Annotated in this window: 24 protein-coding genes; 11 read left to right on the top strand and 13 right to left on the bottom strand. The window is 67.6% G+C overall.

Features of this window, described 5'->3' with window-relative positions:
- The first annotated feature begins 172 nt into the window (after positions 1-172).
- The 3 genes from ACL9RL_RS13270 to ACL9RL_RS13260 all read left to right on the top strand — a co-directional run bounded on the left by ACL9RL_RS13270 (position 173) and on the right by ACL9RL_RS13260 (position 2,956).
- Positions 173-1,087: a dihydrodipicolinate synthase family protein gene (locus ACL9RL_RS13270; RefSeq protein WP_422780743.1), complete on the top strand. Its 915-nt coding sequence runs from the start codon at positions 173-175 to the stop codon at positions 1,085-1,087.
- Between the two features lie 280 nt (positions 1,088-1,367).
- The gene (locus ACL9RL_RS13265) at positions 1,368-2,144 is read left to right on the top strand and encodes a winged helix-turn-helix transcriptional regulator (RefSeq protein WP_422780742.1); all 777 of its coding nucleotides are present in this window, start codon (positions 1,368-1,370) and stop codon (positions 2,142-2,144) included.
- Positions 2,141-2,956, top strand: coding sequence for a zeta toxin family protein (locus ACL9RL_RS13260; RefSeq protein ID WP_422780741.1), 816 nt, complete (start codon positions 2,141-2,143; stop codon positions 2,954-2,956). Before ACL9RL_RS13265 ends, ACL9RL_RS13260 begins: the two co-directional genes overlap by 4 nt.
- A gap of 67 nt (positions 2,957-3,023) precedes the next feature.
- Here the strand turns inward: ACL9RL_RS13260 and ACL9RL_RS13255 are convergent, their stop codons facing one another.
- Both ACL9RL_RS13255 and ACL9RL_RS13250 read right to left on the bottom strand, forming a co-directional pair.
- Entirely contained in the window at positions 3,024-4,193 is a 1,170-nt protein-coding gene (locus tag ACL9RL_RS13255; RefSeq protein WP_422780740.1) for a sensor histidine kinase, read from the bottom strand.
- Positions 4,193-4,966, bottom strand: a complete 774-nt coding sequence (locus ACL9RL_RS13250) for a response regulator transcription factor (protein ID WP_422780739.1) — start codon at positions 4,964-4,966, stop codon at positions 4,193-4,195. The genes ACL9RL_RS13255 and ACL9RL_RS13250 overlap by 1 nt, the downstream gene beginning before the upstream one ends.
- Before the next feature lie 264 nt (positions 4,967-5,230).
- On the opposite strand from ACL9RL_RS13250, the gene ACL9RL_RS13245 reads away from it, so the two are divergent.
- Together ACL9RL_RS13245 and ACL9RL_RS13240 are read left to right on the top strand one after the other, a co-directional pair.
- A complete protein-coding gene (locus ACL9RL_RS13245) occupies positions 5,231-5,686 on the top strand; it encodes a DM13 domain-containing protein (RefSeq protein WP_422780738.1) in 456 nt (151 codons plus the stop codon).
- Between the two features lie 5 nt (positions 5,687-5,691).
- Positions 5,692-6,240, top strand: coding sequence for a DoxX family membrane protein (locus tag ACL9RL_RS13240; RefSeq protein ID WP_422780737.1), 549 nt, complete (start codon positions 5,692-5,694; stop codon positions 6,238-6,240).
- Between the two features lie 142 nt (positions 6,241-6,382).
- Here ACL9RL_RS13240 and ACL9RL_RS13235 read toward each other — a convergent pair whose 3' ends face one another.
- The 3 genes from ACL9RL_RS13235 to ACL9RL_RS13225 all read right to left on the bottom strand — a co-directional run bounded on the left by ACL9RL_RS13235 (position 6,383) and on the right by ACL9RL_RS13225 (position 8,384).
- Positions 6,383-7,453, bottom strand: coding sequence for a hypothetical protein (locus ACL9RL_RS13235; RefSeq protein WP_422780736.1), 1,071 nt, complete (start codon positions 7,451-7,453; stop codon positions 6,383-6,385).
- A 129-nt stretch (positions 7,454-7,582) separates the two neighbouring features.
- Complete coding sequence (locus ACL9RL_RS13230) at positions 7,583-7,750, bottom strand: hypothetical protein (RefSeq protein ID WP_422780735.1); 168 nt, start codon at positions 7,748-7,750, stop codon at positions 7,583-7,585.
- Between the two features lie 184 nt (positions 7,751-7,934).
- Complete coding sequence (locus ACL9RL_RS13225; protein WP_422780734.1) at positions 7,935-8,384, bottom strand: VOC family protein; 450 nt, start codon at positions 8,382-8,384, stop codon at positions 7,935-7,937.
- Positions 8,385-8,624: 240 nt separating this feature from the next.
- Here ACL9RL_RS13225 and ACL9RL_RS13220 point away from each other — a divergent pair, with 240 nt between their 5' ends.
- Entirely contained in the window at positions 8,625-10,394 is a 1,770-nt protein-coding gene (locus ACL9RL_RS13220) for a DUF222 domain-containing protein (RefSeq protein ID WP_422780733.1), read from the top strand.
- Positions 10,395-10,546: 152 nt separating this feature from the next.
- Here ACL9RL_RS13220 and ACL9RL_RS13215 read toward each other — a convergent pair whose 3' ends face one another.
- The 6 genes from ACL9RL_RS13215 to ACL9RL_RS13190 all read right to left on the bottom strand — a co-directional run bounded on the left by ACL9RL_RS13215 (position 10,547) and on the right by ACL9RL_RS13190 (position 17,193).
- Positions 10,547-11,842: an acyl-CoA dehydrogenase family protein gene (locus ACL9RL_RS13215; protein ID WP_422780732.1), complete on the bottom strand. Its 1,296-nt coding sequence runs from the start codon at positions 11,840-11,842 to the stop codon at positions 10,547-10,549.
- Positions 11,843-11,914: 72 nt separating this feature from the next.
- Positions 11,915-12,325: a putative quinol monooxygenase gene (locus ACL9RL_RS13210; RefSeq protein WP_422780731.1), complete on the bottom strand. Its 411-nt coding sequence runs from the start codon at positions 12,323-12,325 to the stop codon at positions 11,915-11,917.
- Complete coding sequence (locus tag ACL9RL_RS13205; RefSeq protein ID WP_422780730.1) at positions 12,322-13,419, bottom strand: ABC transporter permease; 1,098 nt, start codon at positions 13,417-13,419, stop codon at positions 12,322-12,324. The genes ACL9RL_RS13210 and ACL9RL_RS13205 overlap by 4 nt, the downstream gene beginning before the upstream one ends.
- Positions 13,419-14,582: an ABC transporter permease gene (locus ACL9RL_RS13200; protein WP_422780729.1), complete on the bottom strand. Its 1,164-nt coding sequence runs from the start codon at positions 14,580-14,582 to the stop codon at positions 13,419-13,421. Before ACL9RL_RS13200 ends, ACL9RL_RS13205 begins: the two co-directional genes overlap by 1 nt.
- Complete coding sequence (locus ACL9RL_RS13195) at positions 14,579-16,150, bottom strand: ABC transporter ATP-binding protein (protein WP_422780728.1); 1,572 nt, start codon at positions 16,148-16,150, stop codon at positions 14,579-14,581. The genes ACL9RL_RS13200 and ACL9RL_RS13195 overlap by 4 nt, the downstream gene beginning before the upstream one ends.
- The gene (locus ACL9RL_RS13190) at positions 16,147-17,193 is read right to left on the bottom strand and encodes a BMP family ABC transporter substrate-binding protein (protein WP_422780727.1); all 1,047 of its coding nucleotides are present in this window, start codon (positions 17,191-17,193) and stop codon (positions 16,147-16,149) included. The genes ACL9RL_RS13195 and ACL9RL_RS13190 overlap by 4 nt, the downstream gene beginning before the upstream one ends.
- Before the next feature lie 201 nt (positions 17,194-17,394).
- Between ACL9RL_RS13190 and ACL9RL_RS13185 the strand changes: the two genes are divergently transcribed.
- The 5 genes from ACL9RL_RS13185 (at position 17,395) to ACL9RL_RS13165 (ending at position 24,037) form a co-directional block, all read left to right on the top strand.
- Positions 17,395-17,550: a hypothetical protein gene (locus ACL9RL_RS13185; protein ID WP_422780726.1), complete on the top strand. Its 156-nt coding sequence runs from the start codon at positions 17,395-17,397 to the stop codon at positions 17,548-17,550.
- Positions 17,547-18,929: an NtaA/DmoA family FMN-dependent monooxygenase gene (locus tag ACL9RL_RS13180; RefSeq protein WP_422780725.1), complete on the top strand. Its 1,383-nt coding sequence runs from the start codon at positions 17,547-17,549 to the stop codon at positions 18,927-18,929. Before ACL9RL_RS13185 ends, ACL9RL_RS13180 begins: the two co-directional genes overlap by 4 nt.
- On the top strand, positions 18,922-20,139 hold the full coding sequence (locus tag ACL9RL_RS13175) for an acyl-CoA dehydrogenase family protein (protein ID WP_422780724.1): 1,218 nt from the start codon (positions 18,922-18,924) through the stop codon (positions 20,137-20,139). The genes ACL9RL_RS13180 and ACL9RL_RS13175 overlap by 8 nt, the downstream gene beginning before the upstream one ends.
- Before the next feature lie 75 nt (positions 20,140-20,214).
- Complete coding sequence (locus tag ACL9RL_RS13170; RefSeq protein ID WP_422780723.1) at positions 20,215-21,096, top strand: aldo/keto reductase; 882 nt, start codon at positions 20,215-20,217, stop codon at positions 21,094-21,096.
- A 340-nt stretch (positions 21,097-21,436) separates the two neighbouring features.
- Positions 21,437-24,037, top strand: a complete 2,601-nt coding sequence (locus ACL9RL_RS13165; RefSeq protein ID WP_422780722.1) for a LuxR C-terminal-related transcriptional regulator — start codon at positions 21,437-21,439, stop codon at positions 24,035-24,037.
- 101 nt (positions 24,038-24,138) lie between these two features.
- Here the strand turns inward: ACL9RL_RS13165 and ACL9RL_RS13160 are convergent, their stop codons facing one another.
- Both ACL9RL_RS13160 and ACL9RL_RS13155 read right to left on the bottom strand, forming a co-directional pair.
- Entirely contained in the window at positions 24,139-24,774 is a 636-nt protein-coding gene (locus ACL9RL_RS13160; RefSeq protein WP_422780721.1) for a hypothetical protein, read from the bottom strand.
- An 82-nt stretch (positions 24,775-24,856) separates the two neighbouring features.
- Complete coding sequence (locus ACL9RL_RS13155; protein WP_422780720.1) at positions 24,857-25,477, bottom strand: hypothetical protein; 621 nt, start codon at positions 25,475-25,477, stop codon at positions 24,857-24,859.
- Between the last annotated feature and the right edge of the window lie 133 nt (positions 25,478-25,610).

Below are 25,610 nucleotides of genomic sequence, written 5' to 3'. Positions count from 1 at the left end.
GTCCAGGCACACCTCGGACGGCATTCTGCCTCCCCTCGTCAGGTGTTCGTCGGGGTGGGCTCGGGAGGGCGGCGCTCCGGGGCAACGCGAGTTGCGTTTCAGCCCCGGGAACCGGAGACTGACAAGTCCGCGCGCGAATCTCGCGCATCGACCGCTTCAGGAGCAGCCACCCGTGTTCACCGGCCTCAGCGCTTTCCCGCTCACCCCGCTCAACGACGACCGCATCGACCAGCGCGCGTTCGCCCGCCTCGTCGAGAAGCTCGCCGCAGCGAACGTCGACTCGATCTCCGTCCTCGGTTCGACCGGCGCGTACGCCTACCTCGACCGCGGAGAACGCCACCGCGTCGCGACCCTCGCGGTCGAGCACGCCGGCGGGGTCCCGGTCGTCGCTGGCGTCGGCGGGCTGCGGACGCGCGATGTCCTCACCAACGTCGAGGACGCACAGAACGCGGGCGTCTCGGCGCTCCTCCTCGCACCGATGACGTACCAACCGCTGACCGACGACGAGGTCTTCGGACTGTTCGAGGACGTCATCGCCGCGGCGTCGGTCCCCATCATCGTGTACGACAACCCGACCACAACACGCGTCGACTTCAGCGATGAGCTGCACGCGCGCATCTCGAATCTCCGCGGTGTGCGTTCGATCAAGATCCCGCCGGTGGACGACGGCCAGTCCGGCCCGGTCGACCAGTCCGCCGTGAGCGCCCGCATCGCCGGGCTCCGCTCGCTCGTCCCGGACGACGTCACGATCGGGATCAGCGGCGACGGCGCTGCCGTCGAGGCGCTGCTCGCCGGCGCCGATGCCTGGTACAGCGTCCTCGCCGGACTCCTGCCGGAGCAGTGCATCGCGATCGCGCGCGCCGCCATCGACGGACGCGCCGACGAGGCCAGGCAGCTCTCCGCCGAGTTGCAGCCGATCTGGGATCTGTTCACGACGTTCGGCAGCTTTCGCGCCGTCGCCACGCTCGCCGAGCTGCTCGGTGCGGTGTCGCACGACAACCTGCCGAAGCCCGTGCGCGGACTCAACGCCGCCGGCCGCAAGCGTGTCGCGGAGGCCGCGGCAGCCATCGGCGTCCTGCCCGCCTAGCCCCCGCCGGTCCCTGAGCCTGTCGAAGGGCCCACCCGCCCGCACCAGTCCTTGAGCCTGTCGAAGGGCCCACGCACCCACCCCGGTCCCTGAGCCTGTCGAAGGGCCCACCCGCCCACCCCGATCCCGAACCGGTCCCTGAGCTTGTCGAAGGGCCCCACCCCGGTCCCTGAGCTTGTCGAAGGGCCCGCACCCGCACCGTTCCCTGAGCCTGTCGAAGGGCGAGGGGCATGATTCGCACGACCCGGTGATACGTTCGGTATCAAGGAACGGGGCGATCATGATGCCAGCTCACGACGAGACACCACGGGGACGCGGACGGGACGGTGCCAGGCGGCGACCGGACGATGCGCAGGCCGCGCGCCCGGAGCATCCCGAACGCCCCGACCGCCCGCAGTACCTCGGACGCGACCGCCGGCAGGTCGACGTCGAACGCTTCCTCAAGGACCCTCGCCTCGGCAGGCGGGCACCGACCGACCAGGAACGCCAAGCGCTCGAATCCGTCGTCGCCGACGCCGTCCGGTCCCGCGATCGCCGTCACCTCGCCGATCTGGATGTGCGCCGCAGCATCTTCGAACTCGCTGACGGCGGGGTGTCGCAGCGCGACATCGCGAACCTCGTCGGCATCTCGCAGCCGGAGGTATCGCGTCGCCTCAAGCGCCGTGCGCTGACCCCGGTCGACCCGTCGCCGCGCGAGCTCATCCAGCGCCGATCAGCGGGGCTGCTGTCGACCGAAGCGATGATGGAGGCGCTCAGCACGATGATCCTGACGTCGCAGCCGCCGACCCGCGCCGCCCGATTCGACCCCGGTGCGACGAGCACCGGCTCCGCGAAGCAGATCGCCGCATCGTTCCAGGAGGGTCTGCTCTCCAAGGCGGAGTACGAGCAGTTGCGGGGCGTCGTGCGTGCGGCCCGGGAGGCCGGAGCGGGAGGAGCCGCGATCGGCAGAGTCCCTGGACCGACGGGTGCCGACCCCGGTGGACCCGCCGCCCCTGCCGACCCGTCCGACCCCTCCGCCCCATCCGACCCATCCGACCCCACAGCCCAGCCCCGATGACCACACGCGACCGGGTCGCGGAGGAGCTCGCCGCCTACCTGCGATCGATCGGGCTGGATGACCCCTGGTCGGACGATCCGGCCGTGTCGACGAGGTGGCAGTACTCGGACGACGGCGAACTCTACGACCCCGACCGCCTCACGCTGCACCTCGATCTCATCGAGGCGGAGATGGCGAAGCACACCGGCATCACGAAGAAGAACAGTCTCGGGATCGTCGTCACCGCCGGGCCGCCCGGTGCGGGGAAGTCGACCGCGCTGTCGGCCGATCCCCTCCTGCGGAGCTATCGGAGCATCGACGCCGACGCGTTCAAGGATCCGCTGCTCCTCGGGGAACGCGATGGCGCACTCGCGCCGTTCCTGGAGCACCGCTTGTCCGATGGTCGTCCCGTCTCCCTGCGCGAACTCTCCGCGTGGGTGCACGCGGAGTCGACCACGATCGCCAGCACGATGCGCGAACGCTGCCTCGCCGACGGCGAGAACGTCATCGTCCATGGCACCCTGTCGAGTGCGGACCACACGACGGAGCTCCTGGAGCAGCTCGACCAGTATTCGTATCGTCATCTGGTGATCTACGACGTGGAGACGACGTCGGAGCGGGCCGTCGATCAGGCGCTCGGTCGGTGGTGGGCGGACCGGGAGGCGAACGGGGACGGTCTCGGCGGTCGGTTCGTCACACCGGACAGCATCCGTCAGCAGTACACCTCCGATGCCGCGGTGTCCGATTGCGCCGCGAACGCGATCGCCCTGCGCGACACCGCCGAGGCCCTCGACTGGACCGTCGACCTCAAACAGCTCCACACCCCCACCTAGCCCGCGAGGGGTCGCATATGGCTAGTTGGGCGGGGCTCGAACTAGCCATACGCGACCCCTCGCGGGATTAGGGGGCGAGGGTGGGGAGGGAGATGGAGAGGCGGAAGCCGGTTGGGACGTTCTCGGCCAGGACGTCGCCGCCGTGTGCCTCGACGATGCCGCGCACGATCGCGAGGCCGAGGCCTGCACCAGTCCCAGCACCATCAGCCCCAGCACCAGCACCAGCAGCCCCAACACCACCGCCGGGCGTCCTCGCGGAACCGGCCCGCCATCCGACCTCGAACATCCGCCCGAGGTCCTCGGTGTCGACGCCGCTGCCCTGGTCGAGGACGCTCAACACGAGCCGGTCGGCATCGCTCCGCTGCGCCGACACGAGGATCTCCGAACCGTCCGGCGCGTGACGGATCCCGTTGGTCAACAGGTTGTGGATGACCCGCGTCAGCTCGTGCGGGTCGGCGTACAACATGTGTCCGTCGACACCGGCCTGGGCGATGCGGATGCTCCGCACGGCCGCGAGCGGCTGGACGTCGGCGACGGCGTCGGAGACGACATCGAGCAGATCGACGGATTCGAGACGGAGACGCAGGGTTCCGCTGTGCAGTTTGGACAGTTCGAAGAGGTCGTCGACGAGTCGGTTCATCGTGTCGACCTGGGTGCGGATCCGCCTGGTGTAGTCGGTCGGGTCCGCGGCGACGCCGGCTTCGAGCGCTTCGGCGAGCGCACGCATCCCGGTGAGCGGGGTGCGGAGGTCGTGGGAGATCCAGGCGAAGAACTGGCTGCGCGCGGCATCCAGCTCCGCGACTTCGGCGCGGGCGGCGGCGAGACGTTCCGATGCGTCGGCCAGCTGGGCGGACACCTCGGTGAGCTCCTTCCATCCGCCGGTGTCAGCATCGACCACATCGCCCTGTCCGACCCGCCTGGCCGAGTCCCGCAACGCCACGATCGACCGGCGTGCGACGAATGCGGTCAGCAGCGACGCCACGAGGCTCATCACCGCTGACACACCGATGACCCAGAACAGCACGTGCAGGTCGTGTTGCGAGAAGTACATCTCGGCGGCGATGGCGACGGTCGAGCAGACGATCGACACGATGGCCGCGACGACGACGACCGCGAACTGCGACACGACGGAGCGCCGGCGGTTCAGATACAGCACGATGAACGTCACCACGGTGACGATGCCCGTGCACGCGGCTGTTGTGCCGACGATGAGGAGGAGGTCGGAGGGGCTCAGCATCAGCGGTCCTGTTCGATCGGTTCCTGGCGAGCAGGCGGTTCCGGCCGAGCGGACGGTTCCTGGGTCGCAGCATCGGCCCGTCCCACGGTGAAGCGATACCCGGCGCCCCACTGGGTGAGGAGGTACTCCGGCAGGTGAGGGTCGCGTTCGATCTTCTCGCGCAGGCGGCGGACGTGGACGGTGACGGTCGATGCTTCGCCGAACGTCCATCCCCACACCTCGCGGAGGATCTCGTCCCGTGTCAGCACCCGCTCCGGGTTCTGCAGGAGGAAGAGGAAGAGCTCGTACTCGCGGGTGGTGAGGGCGATCTCCCGGCCGTCGAGCCAGATGCGGCGTCGGGCGGGGTCGACGCGGAACGGTCCGACGGCGAACGGTACGCCCGAGCCGTGCGCGGCCCCGCTGCGTCGCACCATCGCGGTGATCCGCAGCTGCAGTTCCCGTAGCGCGAACGGTTTGGCGATGTAGTCGTCTGCGCCGTGTTCGAGCCCGTCGATGCGATCGTCGACCGTGTCGAGCGCGGTCAGCATGATGATCGGGACGTGCGGGGCGCTCACGCGGACCTCCCGGCAGAGTTCGTCGCCGCTGAGGCCGGGGAGCATGCGGTCGAGGACCAGGACGTCGGGCAGGGTGCGCTGCAACGCTTCGCGGGCGCGTACGCCGTCGCTGAACTGGGCGACGGACCAGCCGCTCGCCCGCAGGTAGTCGCCGACGACGGCCAGCACGGTCGGATCGTCTTCCACGATCATCACCTGCGGTCCCTGTTCCATCATCATGCGCGCCGTCCCATCCTCGTGAGGATAGTCTCGCCGCCTGCAACTGCCTGGGAGCCAGTTCTTACGACCCTGAAAGAAGTCGGCATCGGCCGTCCCGCCGTGCGTAACTTCATCTTCATCGCCGCTCGATCACCGATGCGGCTGAGACACCGGATCACCGGATCACCGCGTCGCCGGATCGGCTCACCCGTCGATCAGTACACCGGCACGCACCGCGATCCACGTCGATCCACCCATCGAATCCCCCAGAGAAGGAACTCCTCCATGCGTAAGACAGCATTCGTCGGTGCGGCTCTCGTCGCCCTCGCCCTGACCCTCACGGCGTGCAGCGCCACCGGCGCGAACGATGCAGGGTCCAGCCCGGCAGCGACCTCGCAGAGCTCGTCCTCGTCGTCCGACTCCGGCTCCGGCACCGCGGCGACGCGCACCGGCACGTTCAGCGGCCTCAACGACAAGAAGGTCGCCGGCACCGTGACCGTCGACGGCAGCGACATCGTGCTCTCCGGCTTCTCCTCCGACGAGGGCCCGGACCTCCACATCTACCTGACGAACGGCACCGACGAGGCAGCCGTCACCGCAGGAACCCAGGTCGACGCCGTCGCGTACGACAAGGCATCGCAGACGTTCACGCTCAAGGGCGTGGACGCGGCATCGTTCACCGATGTCGTCATCCACTGCGACAAGGCGAAGGCGGTCTTCGGGGCCGCGACGCTGAAGTGATCCCGATGAGCGCGTCACAGGGCGGGTCGATGACCGCCGCTCACACCCGTTCGCGGTTCGCGCTCCCGACCTTCGTCGCACCGGTCCTCACCGGTGCGGCGAGGGTCGCCCTCGGCATCCTCTGGGTGAACGAGGGCCTCCTGAAGTACCGGGCCGGTTTCGGTGGTGCTGACATCCTGCTCGTCGCGGGAAGCGCATCGTCCAACAGTCGTGTCCCCGAGTACTTCAAACTGTTCGCGTCGCTCGGGCTGCACTCCTTCCCTGAGCTGTTCGGGGTGGTGATGCCGTTGCTGGAGACCCTGCTGGGCGTCGCCCTGATCCTCGGCCTGTTCACACTGCCGGTCGGGTTGTTCTCCGTGCTCACGCTCGCGTTGTACTGGTCCGCCGATCAGCTCATCACCGAGTATCCGGTGATGATCGTGTTGTCCGCGGTGGTGCTCGCGTGGCGGGTCCCGGCGTCGCGGTACGGGCTTCCCGCGCTGGTGCGAGGCATCGGTCGGCGACGGAACGGCGATGGCGGGGAGCGTGTCGTCAGCACGGAACCGGTTGTTTGATCCCACTCGAGTACGGGCAGACCCGTGCGCCGCACGATCCTGCACGAGCGGTCGTGAGCCCTGACTGCCGGAGTTGGAAGCCGTCGAACAGCACAACGGTGACGCGGCAGAGCGCAGTGATCCTGTCGAGACGGCATTCCCCTCACTCCGGACCGCTCGCACCATCCGTCAGCCCGCTCGCACCATCCGTCAGCCCGCTCGCACCGTCCGCATGCCCGGGTGCGGCATCGACCGGGGCCGCTGCTCCATCCAACAGGCCTGCGTGCTCCTTCGCGTATCGGCCGACTCTGCGCAGTTGGATGATCATCGCCGGCAGAATCGCGATGAACACCACAACGAGCATCACGAGCAGCAACAGCGTGAAGACACTGCTGTGGCCGCGCAGCAGCGCCGCCATCTGTTGCAGGGCGAGCGCGGCGTACAACATGGCGAGGTACGCGAGCTGGAAACGCAGGGTCAGCGTGATGATCATCGCGTATTTCACCGCCACCACTTGCTCTGCGTCATCGAGCGGCTCCGATTTGCCGCGCACCACAACCCGACTGATCCTCCGCACCAAGCCCAGGTCGCCGCCGGCCACGCTCTTCAGCTGCCGGTTGATCGGACGGACCACGATGATCGCCGCCATCACCGCCGCGAGCAACGCGAACTGCACTCCGAACTGGATCACCGTGCCGATGCCTTCGTCCGAGTCGGCGCCGAGTGAGACGATCACACCGATGACGGCACCGGCCACCAGCAGTGTCACGAAGAAGGTGATCACGATCGCGAGGACCTTCCGTCGGACGACCGCTGGCGCGACGGGCGCCCACGACGCAGCCTCAGCTGCCGAGTCCGGCTCGGGCGGCAGGATCCGACGGACCAGCAACGAGAGCACGAGCAGCACGGCACCGACGCCGATGAACACGGTGGGTACCCACACGGCCACGCCAGAGACGAGGGCGTAGACGACGATGAGGACCACCGCGACGGCCTCCAACACGGACCCGACGATCAGCACCCGCCGGAAGTACCGTCTCGAACCGGCTGACCGCCGCATGTCCCAGTAGGACGTGAGCGCACCGATCAGCAACGGGACGATGGTCAAGATGGTCAGGGCCGACGTGGCGAGGATGACCAGCCCGCCGGCGTGAGGTGTCTGGAACGCGATGACAAGCGCCCCGCCAGCGGTGATCGCGGTCACCAACACGATGGACAGTACATATGCGAGCACTCGCATCGATCCCCCTGACGACGTGCGACCAGCATCGCCCTCCGCCGAGAACGAAGACACCCCTGGTGCCGAGTGGGGTGAACCACTACGGTGGGCGGGCCGTGGCAGATCATCCCGCCGTCAGGCGGTTCACCCGGTTTCGATGATCCGATACCCACGTTCGGTCAACGCACGGTGGATGTGCTCGGTGTACCAGGCCGGCCACGCCTCATCGAAGACGCCGCCGAGCTCCGCCTCCTCGTAGACACCGTGGGCAGCTGCTGCGCCCGTGAGGACCTCAAGGATGAGGGCTCTCATGTCATTCGCTGAGAGTGTGCGGGCTGGTGGTCGGGTGGGTTCGTCCGGCTGGACTGGCTGCTGCGCTGGTTGCTCGGACTGCTGCGCTGGTTGCTCTGGCTGCTGCGCGCCCAAGATGCGTCCCGATGGGTCACTCATGTCGATTCCGTTCTCTCGTCGTTCTCACGTCTCGTCACGGCCAGGCTCAGCGACCCGGCGCACGCGTGACGACTTCCTGGAGGATCCATCCGTTGCCGTCCGGGTCGGCGAACGATGCGAACGATCCGTAGTCGGCACGATCCGGGTGCGGTCCACTCACCCGGTTGGCGGTGCCGGCGTGGTGGAACACACCGTCCGCGTCGTGCCAGACCTCGCTGATGTCGACGCCGCGGGCCGCGATCTCAGCGCGGGCAGCGACGATGTCGGATACGACGAGGTGCAGATCCTGCGTCGATCCGGGCGCAGCAGAGGAGACACCGGTGCCGAAGATGATGGACGCCTCGGACTCCGGCGGTGTGACCTGCACCACACGGAACGCTTCGCTCGTGCTGAAGTCCGCGTCGAGGCGGAAGCCGAGTCCTTCGTAGAAGGCTTTTGCGCGATCGACGTCGGAGACGGGGATGACGAGGACTTCGAGTTTGAGGGCGATGCTCATGATGTTCACTCCTTGATCAGGACCGATTTGAAGTAACCGGTCTAAGTGGTTACTACCATGACGGAGATTGCGTCACCTGTCAAGATGGTTACTTTTGAGATGCGCTCCGCAGTGAACTCGCGGGTAACTTTGAGCACCGCGTGTTGCGGATTGTACGCAACACGCGTCTCGCAAATTGCCTGATGAGACCGCATATTCATCGGTCGTTGGAGTGTCAGTGGGTGATGCGATGATCGTTTCATGTCCACCACAATCGCGTTCACTCCAGCAGGATCGGCTGATGCCGCACCTCCTGCGGTGCTGGCGGCCATCCAGTTCGCGTTGACCGACGTCGCGCGCGAGTGGTCGGGTGCGTTGCCGGCGTGCGCGGGTGGTCGTGATGGCGGCGACGCCGCGGGCGCGTCCTTGGCGTCGATGTCGGATGCCGGACTGACGCGGGTGTGTGATCGGATGGGTGCGTTGCAGCACGCCCTCGATGCGTTGGAGGCGGAGGTCGCTGGTGCGCTGGCCTCCCGCTCGGGGAAGGAGCGTGGTGCTGAAGGGTTGGCGAAGTCGCTCGGGTATGCGTCAGCGGTCGCGATGATCTGTGACCGGTGGCGTGTGCTTACCGGTCGCGCCGCAGTCCTGGTGGATGTCGGGACCGCCATCGCACCGCGGACGTCGCTGTTCGGCGAGGTGCTCGACCCGGCGTTCCCCGCCGTCGCTGCCGCGATCCAGCCGGGGAGCGCCCAGCCTGGTGAAGCCGGTGACGATCCCGACACCGATCGGACCGGCGCCGACACGACCGATACCGACACGACCGACCCGGAAGCGACCGACAGCGACACGGATGGGACCGATGCCGATGCTCGCGCTGATGCTTGGACTCGTGGCGTGGTGCTGACGGTGGATGGGGCTGCGTCGATCGTGCGGGAGTTGCGTGCGGTGGGGCGGCTGTCGGACCCGGGCACACTGGTCGAGGCCGAGCAGTCGCTCGTGTCATTCGCCGCCGGTGCGCCGTTGAAGGATGTGCGTGTCTTGGCGGTGCGGATGCGGACCCTGCTGGATCAGGACGGGGTGGAGCCGCGGGATGACCGGTTGCGGCGGTTGCGGTCATTGCGGATCGTGGAGGGCGCTGACGGGATGACGAAGTTGACCGCGGTCCTCGACCCGGAATCCGCGATGTGGGTCCGCGGCGCGATCGACGCCGGCGTCACGGCGGGCCTGCGCAACCCAGCACTCAGCCCGACCCCCGAGACCACCCCCGCGCGTGGCGGAACATCGTCTCCCTCGGGCACCGCAGACGACAATCCGCCGCCCCTAAGCTGCCGTCTGAACGACACGGGAGATGTCGCTGGGGTCGGAGTTGCTGCGGATGGTGTGCCCGGGGACGGCGTTTCTGTGGACGGTTCGGATGCGGGTGCGGTGATGCCGGAATGCCGCACGATCGAGCAACGCCGCGTCGATGCGCTCGTGGACGTGTGTCGGCACGCTGCCGGTTGCGACCGGGCAGGGAACGAACTGGCACCAGTGAACATCGTCGTGCGGATGCAGTACGAGGACCTCCGCGATGGCATCGGTGCAGCATTCATCGACGGTGTCACGGAACCCGTCAGCGCAGCCACGGTGCGCCGACTCGCGGGCGATGCGAACCTCATCCCCGAAATCCTCACCGGCCCCTCCGAGGTCCTGGACCTCGGACGAAAACGACGACTGTTCACAGCAGGACAACGAACCGCCTTGGTCGAACGTGACGGCGGATGCGCGTGGGCCGGCTGCCCCCACCCGCCGTGCTACACCCAAGCCCACCACATCCGATGGTGGTCCACCGGTGGTCGCACCGATCTCGACAACGGAATCCTGCTGTGCTCACACCACCATCACCGCGTCCACGCCGACGGCTGGGGCATACGCGTCCGAGACACGATCCCCTGGTTCATCCCACCGCCACACGTCGACCCCGCCAGAACCCCCAGGCGAGGCGGACGCCTCACCCACCCAGCCACCAAAACGGTGAACCCCGGTCCCTGAGCCCGTCGAAGGGCGCTTCGACAACACCGCGTGCCCCGGACCCTGAGCCCGTCGAAGGGCTCCCGACAACACCGCGTGCCCCGGTCCCTGAGCCTGTCGAAGGGCGCTTCGACAAGCTCAGCGACCGGGCCAGACGCTCAGCGACCGGACTCCTAGGTGTAGAGCGACACCGGCTGGAGAGCACCGTTGAGCTCCCACGCCCCGACTTCGAGTTTCTTGAAATCGACCGGATCATGCAGCGAGTGCGTCCGCACATTCCGCCAGAACAGATCCAACCCGACAGCACTCGTCGCCGAACTCGACCCGGTGACCTCGAAGATGCGATTCGCCACCTCGACACCGACCTCGGTCGACACGACCTTCACCTTCGCGACCTCGATCGCGACCGCTCCCCGATCCTCGGCCGTGACCTCGAATCCCCGCGATACCGCCGATGCGTACACCCGTCCGACCCGATCGGCCAACGCCTCCACGGCAGCGATCCGCGACACGAACTCCCCGACCACCCGCTGCACGAACAGATCATCGCGATACCGCTCCGCACTGCTCAGGAACCACGAGTTCCGACGCGCACGAATCAGCTCGACACCCTTCGCCAGAGCCCCCTCGGCAACACCCAGATACAGGTTGCTGAATGCGAGTTGAATCCCAGGGGTGATGAGGTCGGAGAAGCTGCTGCCTCCGATCTCACCGAGGACGTCCTCACGCGACACCACAACATCGGTGAATCGAACCGCCCCACTGGCCGACAACCGTTGCCCGAGCGCATCCCAGTCACCGAGGAACTCGACGCCGGCTGCATCGTGATCGACCACGATCGACAGGATCTTCCCGTCGAGGTCGCCACCGCGGACGATGCCGTTCACGAGGATCACATCACCGGCCGACGCCCCGGTCGAGAACCGTTTCGTCCCGCTCAAGCGATACCCGCCGACGCCGTCCGGCACCAGTTCGTGGGACGGATCGACCGGATTGACCGAATCGCCCCACACCCAACGCCCGGCAATCGTCCGCCGATACCAGCGCTCCTGCTCCTCCGGCGCGACCGCGAATCCGATCGCCCCCGCATTGAAGTAGTGATACGCGAGGACCTGCGCGATCGATGCGTCCACCCGCGACAGCACCCGGATCGCAAGGAACGCACTCTCCCAGTGCCCACCTCCACCGCCGAACTCGACCGGATCGAGCAGCGTCACCAGCCCGGTGTCGCGCAGCAGATCGAGCTCCGCGGTCGGATCGAGGTTGGCCCGATCACGTTCGAGGACGTCGACGGCGAGCGCACGCGCGACCTCCTCGGCGATGCCACCCCAGTAGGCGAGTTCGTCGTCGCTCGCATTCCCCCGCCAGTAGCTGGCGGCCTGCCGAGGCGACGCGGCGCCCACGGAGGCGGGGCCCGACGACGCAGTGTTCGCCGAGTCAGGACTCGACGATGCGATGTTCACAGTCACGATGGTGTTCCTCTCAGGCTGCACGAGGCAGCACGGTTGCTTCGACTGAGGCGTTTGCTTCGGGTGAGGCGTTCACAGCAACCCGCGCGCATCCCCCACGGCGACGGGTGACAATCGGATGATCTCCCGCGGGACGGCGAGTAGCCCCTCGATCTCCCGGTTCAGATTCTGAACGGACTGCGCATCGCCGTGTGCCGTCCAGAGGTCGAGCGACTCCCACTTGCCGATCTGGATCAGTTGACCGTTCGGCGTGGTGTGGAGCGCGAGCAGCATGCATCCGGGTTCGTCGTGCGTCGCGATCGTCACCCGTTCAAGCGCGGCGAACACCCGGTCGTACGCCTCGGGCAGCGGGGTGAAGCGCGCGATGGCGACGAGCGGGGTGGCGGCGGACGGGGAGGCGACGGACGGGGAGGGTGGCGAGACGGATGCGGATTCCTGGGTCGACCGGGCGGTGTGGGGATCGGGCCCGTGGTCGCCGGTCATGTGTGCGCCGCTGTGGGGTCGGTGGATGTGAGAGCGTCCTTCGGGCCCTTCGACAAGCTCAGGGACCGGGTTTCGGGATCAGCTGCACCAGGGCCCTTCGACGAGCTCAGGGACCGGGGTCCGGGATCAGCCGGGCCAGCACCCCTCGACACGCTCAGGGCCCGCGGGCGAGACCGACCACCACCCGAACCGTCGGAACCGTCACGCTTGCGCCCGATCCCCGCCAACACGATCACGATGAGGGTGATCGCGTACGGTGCAGCATCGGTCAGCTGTTGCGGAGCACCGGCGCCCTGCAGGTGGAAGCCGATGGCCTCCGCCGCCCCGAATCCGAGGCACGCGAGCGGCAACCACAGCGGCCGGCTCGATACGAGGATGACGGCGGCGACAGCGATCCAGCCACGTCCGGCCGACATGTTCTCCCCGAACATCGTCACGTTGCCGAGCGACAGCTGCGCACCCGCGAGTCCGCACAGTGCACCCCCGACGAGCACCACGATCGTCCGGTATCGCCGCACATTGACACCGAGACTCGATGCCGCCTCCGGGTGCAGGCCGACGCCGCGCACCCGCAACCCGAGGGGTGTGACCAGCAACCACACGCCGACGACGACGATGAGCACCAGCGACAAAGGCACCAGGATCGTCTGCGTCCCGAAGATCTCGCCGACGACTGGGATGCCCTTCAGTCCGCTCAGCTTCGGCAGCCCCTGCAACCCGGCCGGTGCGAACGTCCCGGCGGCGTTGAAGATCGCCCCGAGCAGGAAGCTCGTCAGGCCGAGTGCGAGCAGGTTGGTGCCGATCGCGATGATGATCGGGTCCGCCCGCAGCCAGGCGGAGCCGATCGCGAGGATGCCGGAGAACACGGCGGTCGTCACGATCGCGGCGAGGACGCCCACCCACGGATTCCCGCTCAGATGACTCGCGACGACCGCCGCGAACGCACCCCACAGCATCTGCCCTTCGAGCGCGATGTTGAACACCCCGGCCTGCGCGCTGAGCGCACCGGCGAGTGCCGCATACATGATGGGCGTCGCAGCGAGGAGGACGGCTGCGACGAAACTCCATTCGAAGACGTGCGCGAAGATCTGCATCAGCTGTCCCCCCGTCCGGCCTGGACACGCGCGATGACGGTCCGCAACGCCAGGACGACGATGACGACCCCCTGGATCACGGTCGACAACTGCCCGGGGATGCCGGCGTCGCGTTGCATCGCCGGTCCGCCGACCTGCAGGATCGTGAACAGCGCGACCGTGATGGGCAGGAGTGCCGGCCTGCCACCGGCGAGGAACGCCGCGGCCATACCGGCCGTCGTGTAGCCGGGGCTGATGAGTGCACCGTCGATGAACCGGTAGGGCGGCGACAGCACGATGACCGCACCGACGAGCCCTGCGGCCGCGCCGGCGAACGACATCGAACCGAGTGTGAGTCGTCCGGCACGCAGTCCGCCGTACGCGGCGAACGTCCGGTTGGTTCCGGCGACGCGCAGTTCGAACCCGACGGAGGTCCTCGTGTCAACGAACCAGAACAGCACAAGCGCCGCGATGAGGATCAGCAGCCCGACGTTCGTGTACCGCAACTCGCCGAGCGGCAGGAGCTGGGCCGCGACGGGCACGGTCGGCGTCTGCGCGACGGGCGATCCCGGCTCGGCGAGCGGGTAGCGGACGAGGAACGAGGCGATGGCGACGCCGACGGGCGCCAGCATCAGCGTCGAGATGATGACGGGCACTCCGAATCGCGTCGCGAGCGGCGCTGCGATGGCCGAGAACGCGGCCCCCACGACGACCGCGGCCACCAGCGCTGCCATGACGGCGACGGGGCCGGGCAGTCCTGGGAGGCTCGCCACGACGACCGCGACGATGCCGCCCAGCGCCAACTGACCGTTGCCGCCCAGGTTGAATTCGGCCATCCGCAACGGGATCGCTGCGGCGAGCGCCATCCCAAGGATGTAGCCCCAGGTGGAGATCGTGTAGTCGAGGTTGCCAGGGTCGAGGGCCCCGGTCAGGATCGCCGAATACGCGGTGACCGGACTGTACCCGGCGGCGGCGATGATGCCGGCGCCGATCAGGAGCGCGAGGAGCACAGCGGCGATCGGCACTGTGGACGGATGCCGGGCGGCGCGGGCGAGGAGATTCGAGCGGGTCGAACCGCCCGGACCGCTCACGGGAACCTGCGCACCGGCAGCACCGGCAGCAGCACCAGCCCCAGCACCCCCAGCACCCCCAGCCCCAGCCCGCTCATCGAGACGCCCGCTCACAGCGCGACCCCCGACATCGCGGCTCCGAGGCGTTCGTTGGTGGCTTCATCGCGATCGAGGACGGCGACGATCCGGCCGTCGAGCATCACCGCGATGCGGTCGGCGAGGGCTTGCAGTTCGGAGATCTCGTGGGAGACGAGCAGCACGGCGTGCTCCTTCGAGCGGTAGGTGAGGAGGCGTTCGTGGATCGCTTCGATCGCGCCGACATCGACCCCCTGCGTGGGTTGCTCAGCGATGAGGAGGGGTGCGTTGTGGGTGAGTTCCCTCGCGAGGACGACCTTCTGCGCGTTGCCGCCGGACAGCGATCCGGCCGGCACAGCGGTCGACGGCGTCCGCACGTCGTACGCCGCTGCGAGTTCCTTCGACCACGCCTTGACCGCCCGTGGGGACAGCCATCCGCGTCGCAGACCGGAGTCCGCACCGAGCGGCGGTGTCCGGTGATGGCCGAGCGAGAGATTCTCCGCGATCGTCATCGTGACCGCGAGTCCTTCGCCCCGACGATCCTCCGGGATGACGGCGAGGCCGATGCCACGACGACGGAACACTGGCAGGGTGGTGACGTCCTCGCCGAGGAGGCTGATGCGACCGGATGACACCCGCTGGGTGCCGAGGATCGCGGCCACGAGTTCGTGCTGGCCGTTGCCGGACACCCCGGCGATGCCGAGGATCTCGCCGCCGCGGACCTCGAGCGAGACGTCGCGCACCCGATCGGTGCGCCCATCGCCCACCACGAGGCCCTCGACCTGCAACACGATGTCACCGAGCTCGGCCGTTCCGGTGTTGCGCACCTCCAGGACCTCACGGCCCGTCATGGCGTGCACGAGTTCGGTCGCGTTCGTGTCGGCCGTGCGGAAGCGACCGGTGACCCGTCCGCCGCGCAGCACGGTCACGGCATCGGAGATCGCAAGAACCTCTTGGATCTTGTGCGTCACGAGCAGCACGGTCGTGCCCTCGTCGACCGCCCGACGGATGACGGTGAACAGCGCCGTCACCTCGTTGGGCGTGAGCACCGCCGTCGGCTCGTCGAGGATGAGGATGCGGGCGTCGCGATGCAACGCCTTCAGGATCTCCACCCGCTGCCGCACACCGGCGGAGAGGGTGTCGACACGGGCTTCTGGATCGATTTCAAGCCCGAACCGATCGGCAAGTTCCCGCACACGACGGGCCGCGGCGCGCCGGTCGATGAGCCCGAACCGTCGCGGTTCAGCACCGAAGACGACGTTCTCGGCGACGGTGAACTCGTCGACGAGCCGGAAGTGCTGGTGCACCATCCCGAGGCCGACCCGGATGGCGTCGGCAGCTCCCGCGAACCGCACCGGAGCGCCTTCGACGGTGATCTGTCCGGCATCGGGTTGGGTCAGCCCGAACAGGATCGACATCAGCGTCGACTTCCCGGCGCCGTTCTCACCCATCACGGCGTGCACGGTGCCGGTCGGCACCACGAGGTCGATGCCGTCGTTCGCCACGACGGCACCGAACCTCTTGGTGATCCCGGAGAGAGCTACTGCGACCGTTCCCGCAACGCCGGACGCCGGCGTCGCTGCAGCAGGGTTCTCCGGATGGGTCATCCCGCGGCCAGCGGGTCGGGCACCACGATCTTGCCCGAGACGATCTCGTCCTTGATCTCCTTGACCTTCGCGATCACGTCGGGGTGATCTGCGATGAGGCACTGCGACTTCGCGACGTCCGGGTCGAGCGCCGTGACGCTCACACCGCCTTCGGCGAGACCGTAGACCTTGAGGCCGCCCGTCTTGCCGGCGAAGATCTGCGCGACGGCGTCGACGATGCCGACGTCCACCCGCTTGATGTTGTTGTCGATGACGGTTCCTGGAGCATCGGGGCACTGGTTGGTGGTGACGCCGAACGCGTGGATGCTGTTCTCCTTGGCGGCCTCGAAGGTGCCGCCGTTGCCGCCGGAGGACGCTGCCTGGATGAGGTAGACGCCGTTGCCGGCGAGGATCTGCGCTTGCGCCTTGGACCGGACGACGTCACCGAACGGGTTGTCGCCGCCGACGTACTGCGCGCTCGTCTCGACGGCCGGGTTGACGCTCTTCGCACCGGCGAAGTACGGGTCGATCCAGCGGTGGATGAACGGCGAGTCGACCGCGCCGACGACGCCGATCTTGTTCGTCTTGGTGAGGAGTCCCGCTTCGACGCCCACGAGGTAGGCGGCTTCGTACTCCTTGAAGACCACACTCGACAGGTTCGGCAGGGTGACCGACGCGGCCTGGTCGACGAGCAGGAACTGCTGCTTCGGGTCGGACTTCGCCGCGCTCTCCAGCTGTTCCTGGACGGAGTAGCTCACACCGATGATGAGGTCGGGCTTCGTCCGCACGGCCGCGTCGATGTTCTGCTGGATGAGCTGCGGATCGTTGTTGGATTCGTAGACCTTGACGCTCGCGCCGGACTTCTTGCCGGCCTCCTTGGCGCCTTCTGCCGCGAGGGCGATGAAGTTGTCGCCTGCGACGGTCGTCGGGACGACGATGATGATCGACTTCGCATCGGAGCCTGCTTCACCGCTGCTGCTTGCCGGTGTTGCACAAGCGGCCAGGCCCACAGTGAGGCCCAGTAAAGAAGCGCCGACGACAAGCCTGCGGAAAGTGGCGGACATGTGTTCCTTCCAACGCGACGGGTCGCGTGAATGTCGGTGCTCGGGGTCGGGTCGTCGCGGCGGGAACCGGTGGAGCGCACACGATGCGCTCCGACCGGTACTGCTGAGTGGTCGGCTGGATCTGCTTTTTGCCGCTCGTGCTGCTGCGGTGTTCAGCCGGTGCCGTGACGTGGTTGGGGAAACCGCCGCAACCATACGCAGATGGCCGAATCCGCCGCTGAAACCGTCGACATTTGTCGTAACGATGCAGCAAATGAGCCGTTCACCCGGGTTCTGGCCGCGCCGACATCGCTGCATATGCTGTCAGCGCCCGGGCACCCGACCTTCCCGGAAGACGACAGAGAGCGAGCACCGTGACTCGGCAGATCCACCTCAACGGGTTCGAGATGAACACCGTCAGCCACATCAGTCACGGGCTGTGGACCCACCCGGAGAACGAACGCGAACGGTATCTCGACATCGAGTACTGGTTGGAAACGGCACGACTGCTCGAACGCGGCTTCTTCGACGCGATCTTCCTGGCCGACGTCCTCGGCACCTCGAACGTGTACGGCGGCAGCCGTGACGCCGCGGTCGAGCGCGGCATCCAGATCCCGAACAACGATCCGTTCCTCGTGATCCCGGCGATGCTCGCCGTCACCGAGCACCTCGGCATGGCCGTCACCGTCTCGACCACCTACGAACAGCCGTACGCGAACGCCCGCCGCCTGTCGACCCTCGACCACCTGAGCAAGGGCCGTCTCGCCTGGAACGTCGTGACCGGCTACCTGCCGGATGCCGCGATCAACGCCGGCGCCGCAGAACGCGGCGCGAGTTCCGACCGCTACGGCATCGCCGACGAGTTCCTCGACGTCTCGTACCAGCTGTGGGAGGGATCGTGGGAGGACGATGCGGTCGTGCGCGACCGCGAACGTCGCGTCTACGCCGAACCGTCGAAGGTGCACGACGTCTGTCACGACGGCACGTACTTCACGGTCGCTGGGCCGCACCTGTCGGAGCCGAGCCGCCAGCGCACGCCCGTGATCTTCCAGGCCGGGACCTCCGCCGCGGGCAAGGACTTCGCGGCCAGGCATGCGGAGGCCGTCTTCGTGGCGTCGCAGTCCGAGCGCGATGTCGCGGACTACGTGACCGATCTGCGCACCCGAGCGGAGGCGACCGGTCGCGGACGGGACGCACACCGCGTGTTCCTCCAGGTGAACCTCATCATCGGCGAGACCGAGGAGGACGCCGCCCGGAAGAAGGCCGACCTCCTCTCCTACCGGGACTCGGTGGGGTATCTCGTGCACCACTCCGGTATCGCCGGCGTCGACCTCTCAGCTGCCGCGGCCGCCGAGTCCGGTGATCTCTCGAACGTCGCCGGGCACTCGCAGGGGTACCTGGCGCAGATCACCGACGGCGGACGACGCCACGCGGCCCAGGTGCTCGAGGTCCTCTCGGACCCGGAGCAGGACGAGTTCCTCATCGTCGGAACGGCCGCCCAGGTCGCCGACCGACTGCAGGAGATCCAGGAACGAACCGACATCGACGGCTTCAACATCGTTCAGTTCGTCTCCCCGGGCAGCTTCCGCGACGTCGTCGAACTCCTCGTCCCCGAGTTGCAGGCGCGCGGCGCCTACCGCACGGCGTACGAACCGGGCGAGACGCTGCGCGAGCGGCTGTTCCCCGGAGCCGGGCCGCTCCTGCCGGACACACATCCGGCGTCGGCGCATCGATGGACGGGTGCGGCCGATGTCTGAACCCTCGAGTCTCGACACCGCCCTCGCCCGGCTGCGACCCGTCTTTGCGCGGATCGCGGAGGACACCGTCGGCCGTGAGCAGCGTTACGACCTCCCCCACGATGCCGTCCGTCAACTCTCCGAGGCCGGGTTCGCGGGGCTCCGCGTCCCCGTCGCCGACGGCGGTTCCGGACTCACGATCGGCGAGTTCACGACCGTGCTGATCGAGTTGGGCGCTGTGGACGCGAACCTCCCGCAGATCTTCCGCGGACACATCGCGTTCGTCGAGGACCAGCTCGTCGCGCTCCCCTCGGCGGCCCGCGACGCCTGGCTGCAGCGGTTCGCGGCCGGCGAGGTCGTCGGCAACGCCTGGAGCGAGGTCGGTGCGGCTGCGCTCTGGACCTCGCAGACGCGGCTCGTGCGGACGGACGCCGGTTGGCTGCTGTCCGGCCGCAAGTTCTACACGACCGGCAGCATCTATGCGGACTGGATCGATGTCATCGCCCACAATGAGACCGACGGCACCGAGGTCTCGGTCCTCGTCCGCGCGGAGAGCACAGGGATCACGATCTCGGACGACTGGGACGGGTTCGGCCAGCAGCTCACCGGGACAGGCAGCATCGTGTTCGACGATGTGCTCGTCGACGAGGGCGAGATCCGGTTGCTCGACGCCAGGTTCCCGTATCAGACGTCGCTCTTCCAGCTGGTGCTGCTGAGCGTCCTCGCGGGCATCGCGAAAGCCGTGGAGCGTGACGCCGGCGAACACATCCGTGCCCGAAAGCGGGTCTACAGCCACGGGAACGGGCCGCTGACCCGCGAGGATCCGCAGATTCTCGCGGTCGCCGGCGAGATCGCATCGACCGCGTTCGTCGTCGAGTCGACCGTCGCAGCCGTCGCGGATCGGGTCCAGGCGGCCCATCTCGCGGCGCTCATCGGTCTGACGCACGACGAGACCGATGTCTACACGACGGCGGAGATCGCCTCGGCTGCGGCGCAGGTCTCCCTGTCCGCGCTCGTCCCCACTGCGGCGACGAGCCTGTTCGACACCCTCGGCGCTTCGGCAGTCAGCCGATCACACGGTCTCGACCGGCACTGGCGGAACGCCCGCACGGTCATCTCCCACAATCCGTGGATCTACAAGGCGCGCACCGTCGGCGACTGGTCCGTCAACGGAACACCGCCGCCGTTCAGCTGGACGGTTGGGCGGGCGGTCGCCGCATCGCCGCAGTAACTCTTCGTCACATTCCGTTCGAACCGAAAACGTAGAATCGGGCCGATGTCCTCGCCCGACCCAGCAGGAGACCCCATGACCGCATTCCCCACGATCACGCTCAACACCGGTGCGGCGATGCCGGCCATCGGCCTCGGCGTCTGGCAGCTCTCCGAGGAGGAGGCCGCGTCGACCGTCCGGTTCGCCCTCGAAACCGCCCGGTACCCGATGATCGACACGGCCGCCGGGTACGAGAACGAGCGTGGCGTCGGGCGTGGCATCGCCGAGTCCGGCCGGGCCGTCGACGACGTGTTCGTCGTGACGAAGCTCAACAACCCCGACCACGGCTACGACCGGGCACTCCGGGCGATCGACCGCAGCCTCGACAACCTGCGCCTGGAGGCCGTCGACCTGTTCCTCATCCACTGGCCGCTCCTCGACGACGCGCGTCTGGTCGACACCTGGCGTGCATTCGAGCAGATCAAGGCTGACGGTAAGGCCAAGGCGATCGGCGTGAGCAACTTCGAAGTGCGTCATCTGCAGCTGTTGCAGGATGCCGGGCTCACCACACCGGCGGTCAATCAGATCGAGCTGCACCCCGGCTTCCCGCAGCTCGAACTGCGTGCGGTCGCCGCCGAGCTGGGCATCGTCGTGACGTCATGGAGTCCGCTGGGCGGGACGAGCGGTTCGGGTTGGGGGCCTGCGAGCAAGCCGAACACGGTCCTCACCGATCCGGTCATCGGGGCGATCGCGGCGACGCACGGCGCGTCGCCCGCGCAGGTCGTCATCCGCTGGCACCTGCAGAACGGGCTCGTCGTCATCCCGAAGTCGACCTCCGAGGCCCGCATCCTGGAGAACATCGACGTGTTCGACTTCACCCTGAGCGATGTGGAACTCGCGTCGATCACGGCCCTCACCTCCCCCGGTCGCATCGGAGCGGACCCCCTCCTGGCGAACTTCGGGGCTCCCACTTCCTGATCTCCCAGTTCCCTGATACCCAGATCCCTGATACCCAGTTCCCTGATACCCAGATCCGCCCCTGCTCCCGCCCCTGCTCCCGCCCCTGTTCCGGCCGAGGAGGGCATCCGGTCGTCCTGAACGCCCGTGAACAGCCCGGAAGCCGCTCCCAAGCAGAAGTCCGGCCACGCACGCATGTTCTGCGCGCCCACACGCAGTTTCGGCGGTCTCGTCTGCGGGGGAACGCACCGACGTGCACTGTGGATGGATGAGCACATCGAGCGATTGGACCAGCGCCGGCCGGTGGGACCCGGGTCACTATGCTGAGGGATACGCAACGCTTGGTGGGAGGCTCGGACGTATGTTCGCACGGCAAGCAGAGGCAAAACGGACGACGCAGCTCCTCTCTGACGGGACGAGCGTCGAGCTCGTGGGAACTCGCTGGTCCGGACGCACCACCCTGCTCAGGGCGGTGCACCAGTCGCTCACCACCATCGGCGTCAACCTCATCACCGTGCGGGGGATCGGACAGGAGACTCCACTCGAAGCCGTCCGGATCTCGTTGCCCGCGCGGATGCGCAGCCAGATCGCGACATCGGGCGCAGCCCGTAGCGGTGAGGTACTCGACCACCTCCTGGAGATCGCGACGGATCAGGGGACCGTCATCGTCGTCGACGACGCGGACACGGTCGACGACGCATCGTGGTCCGTTCTGGAAGCGGTGCACAGGACGCTTGGCACACCGCTCCTCACCTCGACGCTCCACCGTCCGGGAGACGCGGACGCACTCGCCCCGCGCTCGATCATTCGTTTCGCCCAGCCGTCGGTCCGCATCCCCTTGACCGAGTTGCGGCTCGATGCCATCCACGACCTCCTCGAGCATCGCGCCGGCCACCAGCTCTCCCCCGCAGTGACTGGTCTGCTGCACGCCAAGTCAGGTGGAATTCCCGGATTCGCCGTCGTGCTCTTCGACGCCGCGGTCGCCGGCGGACTCGTCCGCGAGTTCGGCAACGGAGGCGCAGACACCGCGAAGGACTTCTGGTCCGACAGTCTGAACAGCGCATACGAGTCTCTGCTCAGCAGTTACCCGGATCAGACGAGGAAGTCCGTCGAGATGCTGGCTCTCGCCGGTGCCGTGCTGCTCCCGACCGCCATCACGCTCCTCGGTGCGGAGTCGCTGGAGGAGCTCGAAGCTCACGCGCTCGTCAAGATCATGACAATCGGCGGACAGACGCTCGTCGGAGTGAACCCGCCTGGACTCGGCGATTACTTCCACCACCAGCCCCCGTCCATCCGGCGCGCCCGCCTCACCGATCAGATGATGTCCGCCCTCGAAAGCGCGTCGACTCCGGATGCCGGAGATGTGCTTGAGCGTTGGTCGAGTGCCCTGCCCAATCCGAGCGACGAGAGCTCTGATCTCGACGTACCCTTCGTCATTCGGATGTTCTCGGAAGATCATCGAATCCGGCTGGCCGCTGCACGCCACTCGTGGTCGGTTGCTCCGACGCCCGCGAATGCTTCATTCCTCCTCGAACTCCACCTGTCGGGTGATCAGGATCCTGAGGAGATCGAGGCCATTCTCACGGGTACTGCACGCGGGGCCGCCCCGGTGACGATCGACATCCGGTTCCGGTGGGCGCATGCCCGCTGGTTGTTGTCACAAGGCGCTGAGCTCAACGAGGTCCTCGAGGTCTTGACGAGCGCGGACACGTCGGCGCCATCCCCGCGCGACCCTTGGGCCGGGCAACTCGACGACGCACTCTGGGTGCTGCGCTATGCGGTACGGATGGAGACCACTGGAGTGCCAGCGGACGTGGAGCGGACGCTCGGTTCTCGCATCGACGGTGACGGACCGGCAGGCGCACTCGCCCGACTCTGGCTCGGAATCGCGCGCGTGCTCCGAGGTGACGCGGCCGAAGCATTGGATCTGCTCCAGATGTCAGAAGCGGACCTGGCCTTCCTGCCGCACGGATCGGCAGAAGCCGCGCACGCTCTCGCCCTGTACGCATCAGGTGATTTCTCGGCAGCTATCCTGGCGGCCGATGCTGGTGTCACGACCGCGATCGCGCGACTCGATCGCCAGAGCCTCGTCGCCTTCAGCTACGTGACCGCTCTGGCGCGGTGCGCGCTTGGGCAGTTCGATGAAGCCATCGCCGCCTCGACGATCGCGATGGGAACCGGGGTGAGCGCTGCCGGCCTCGCCTTCGCACCGGATCGCGCACTGCGGTATCTCATGTCGGTCGCCGCAGCACGGGCCGGCCGTTTTCTGGCCGCCGAAGGTCTGTACACCCACGCCGAACAGATTCACGGCTCAAGTGACGCGTTGCCGGCCGGTACGGGTGCTGGCACGAGGGCCGCGTTGGTGGCGCTCGAGGGCGACTACGCCAGCGGCGCTGCCGAGACCCATCGGCTGGCGACAAGCCTCCGCGCAGACGGATTCCGTTTCGCGGGTGACGTCGCGACGATGATCGCGCTCAGCCTCGAGTACGACGACGACATCGCGTCACAGTTCCGTGAGCGCGCAGAGCGTACCGGTGGTTCGCTCTACACGACCATGCTCGATGCGCGGCACGCTGCGCTCCTCGGGGAACCTCACCGTGTGCTCCAGTGCGCCGGCGCCCTGCGAGAGCTCGGTGCCGAAACGGAAGCGATGCGGCACTTCACCGTTGCTGCGCGAATGTTCCGCGAGCTGGGCGACGACGACGGGAGCAGAACGGCACGTGTTCGCGCGAGATCGCTCGCCGACGACGTCGAGAACAGGGCCTCCGGAGGTCGCCAGGACCGACGCTACGGTTTCACAGCCCGCGAGTCGGAGATCGTCGGATTGATCGCCGGCGGGCTGGGCAACGGGGAGATCGCGTCTCGGCTGGTGATCAGTGTTCGCACCGTTGAGAGCCACATCAACAACATCAGACGCAAAACGGGTGCGATCGACCGGAACGATGTCGCGAGCTTCCACTAACAGGCCGTCCGATTCGGCTCTCGTGAACGATGGCGAATCCGGGGGGCGTCCTTTCCTGAACGGCCGCCCCTCGGACATCGCGTGCATGACGCACTCGCTCGCTAGTCGACCTGCGATGCGATCAGCTGCAGTGTGAACGCGGCGGTGCCGTGTTTTCCGCCGACGATCGACTCCTGCGAGGGTTCCACCATCAGGAAGGATTCGACGCACACGGTGCGTTGCGGGTCGTCGGCGCTCAGCCGCACCGAGCGGAAGAGGCCGTGGACGAGCCGCTGATACTTTCCGGACGGGTTCGCTCCGCATTCGCTGTCCGCCGGCATCCACCAGACCGCGCTCGCCATCATGCGTTCGATCTCGACGCGCTCAGGGCCGGCTGCTCCCGCGATCTCGCCATCCGCAGCGTTGAGCGCCAGCTCGACCACTGTGTGATCGCCTGTTTCGACTGCTGCCGCGTTCAGCCGCACCTGAAACGACTGCTGGACGAAGCGCCCGAGCGTTCCGAGAGGTGTGGCGCGGAACATCGGTCGCCCGAGGATGTCAGCCGGGACCTGTGCGTCAGGTGCCTGCAGCCACACACCTGGCCGGCCGGACGAGGACACTTCCAACCCTGGTTCCGATTCCGGATCCGGTACGAGCGAGGATGCGTCCCAGGAGAATGGGCTGCGGAGGAACACTGAAGCGTTCCACGCCGCGAGCGTCGAGATGACGCCCAGCCCCAGAACGAGCGCGAAACTCATCACAAGCCGAGCCTTCCGGCTCCAACGCGCCCGTCGCACGGACGGGAACCCCGAAACGTCCCGGGTGAGGGAGGGACTCGGCTCAGTCATGCTTGCTCGCCTCCACTGTCAGGGCGAACGCGCCCGTGCCGGTATGTCCCTGTGCACTGTCCGAGGTACCGGTGTCGAAGCTCATCATCACGCCGAAGCACACCGTGCGCTGCGGAACGTCGGGAGAGACGACCACGCGGGTTTCAGCTTCGCCCAGGTCTCGCCACTCTTGGGTGCTGCTGTCGGTGCAGCTCGTGTTCGCGTCCTGCACCCACATCCGTCCCGAGAAGCGATCCGCGAAATTCGGGAACGGCCCGTCTTGTCCGTCGATGCGGCCGTCGACCGCTGACGCGCGAAGGTTCACCTCGACGGAGCCCCCTGCAGTGATCGCCTCATCGTTCAGGCGCATCTGGAACGAGGTGAGCTCCGCCGCGGCATTCGGGGTGTGGACGAACTCGAGCCGGTCGAGCACATCAGCGGGCAGCTGCGGGTCGGTTGGTGACAGCCAGGTGTCAGGGGTTGCCGAGGAGGAGACCAGCACTCCAGGGGTGGCGGGGTCGACGGGTCCGATGCCTGAAGCATCCCAATCGAACGGGCTCTTCAGGTGCAGCGTCGCGTTCCAGGCTGCAAGCGTCCCGATGATCCCGACGCCGAGGAGGAGACCGGCACTCATCACGACTCGCGCTGTGCGACTCTGTCGATGCCGTTGGGATGGTTGCTGCTGAGGGGGGGGTATCGCGTTCCGGTCATTCGTCGCTCGCTTTCGATCGATGCCCTCTGCGGCTCCGTCACGTTGATCGAAGCCC

The organism is Plantibacter sp. Mn2098 (assembly GCF_049319745.1).
Classification (GTDB): Bacteria; Actinomycetota; Actinomycetes; order Actinomycetales; family Microbacteriaceae; genus Plantibacter.
This window is presented reverse-complemented; position numbering and strand designations above follow the sequence as displayed.